Below are 602 nucleotides of genomic sequence, written 5' to 3'. Positions count from 1 at the left end.
AACGCCCCTGTCCAGACGTCCCAGCCGCCCCAGCCGCCGCGTCTCGGCGAAGAGATCCTGCGCGTCGACCACGTGAGCCGCGGCTTCAACAAGACGCAGGGCGAGCTGCTCGTGCTCGACGATGCGAACCTGTCGCTGCGCGAAGGCGAGATCGTCGGGCTGCTCGGCCGTTCCGGGTCGGGGAAATCGACGCTGCTGCGAATCATCGCCGGGCTGATCGAGCCGACCGGCGGTGAAGTGACGTATCTCGGCAAGCCGCTGCGCGGCCCGGCCGAAGGTGTCGCGATGGTGTTCCAGACCTTCGCGCTGTTCCCGTGGCTGACCGTGCTGCAGAACGTGGAAGCCGGGCTGGAAGCGCTCGGCGTCGGCGCGCGCGAGCGGCGCGAACGCGCGCTCGCCGCGATCGACCTGATCGGCCTCGACGGCTTCGAGAACGCGTATCCGCGCGAGCTGTCGGGCGGGATGCGGCAGCGCGTCGGTTTCGCGCGCGCGCTGGTCGTCGATCCGACGATCCTGCTGATGGACGAGCCGTTCTCCGCGCTCGACGTGCTGACGGCCGAAACGCTGCGTACCGACCTGCTGGACCTGTGGACGCAAGGCCG

At 69.8% G+C, this 602-nt stretch carries 1 protein-coding gene; it reads left to right on the top strand.

The window, feature by feature from the left end; all coding sequences use genetic code 11:
• On the top strand, positions 1–602 hold a 602-nt coding region (locus BSE24067_RS32190), incomplete at both ends, for an ABC transporter ATP-binding protein (protein ID WP_174905008.1).

The sequence above is a fragment of the Burkholderia latens genome (genome assembly GCF_902499045.1).
GTDB lineage: Bacteria > Pseudomonadota > Gammaproteobacteria > Burkholderiales > Burkholderiaceae > Burkholderia > Burkholderia latens.
This window is presented reverse-complemented; position numbering and strand designations above follow the sequence as displayed.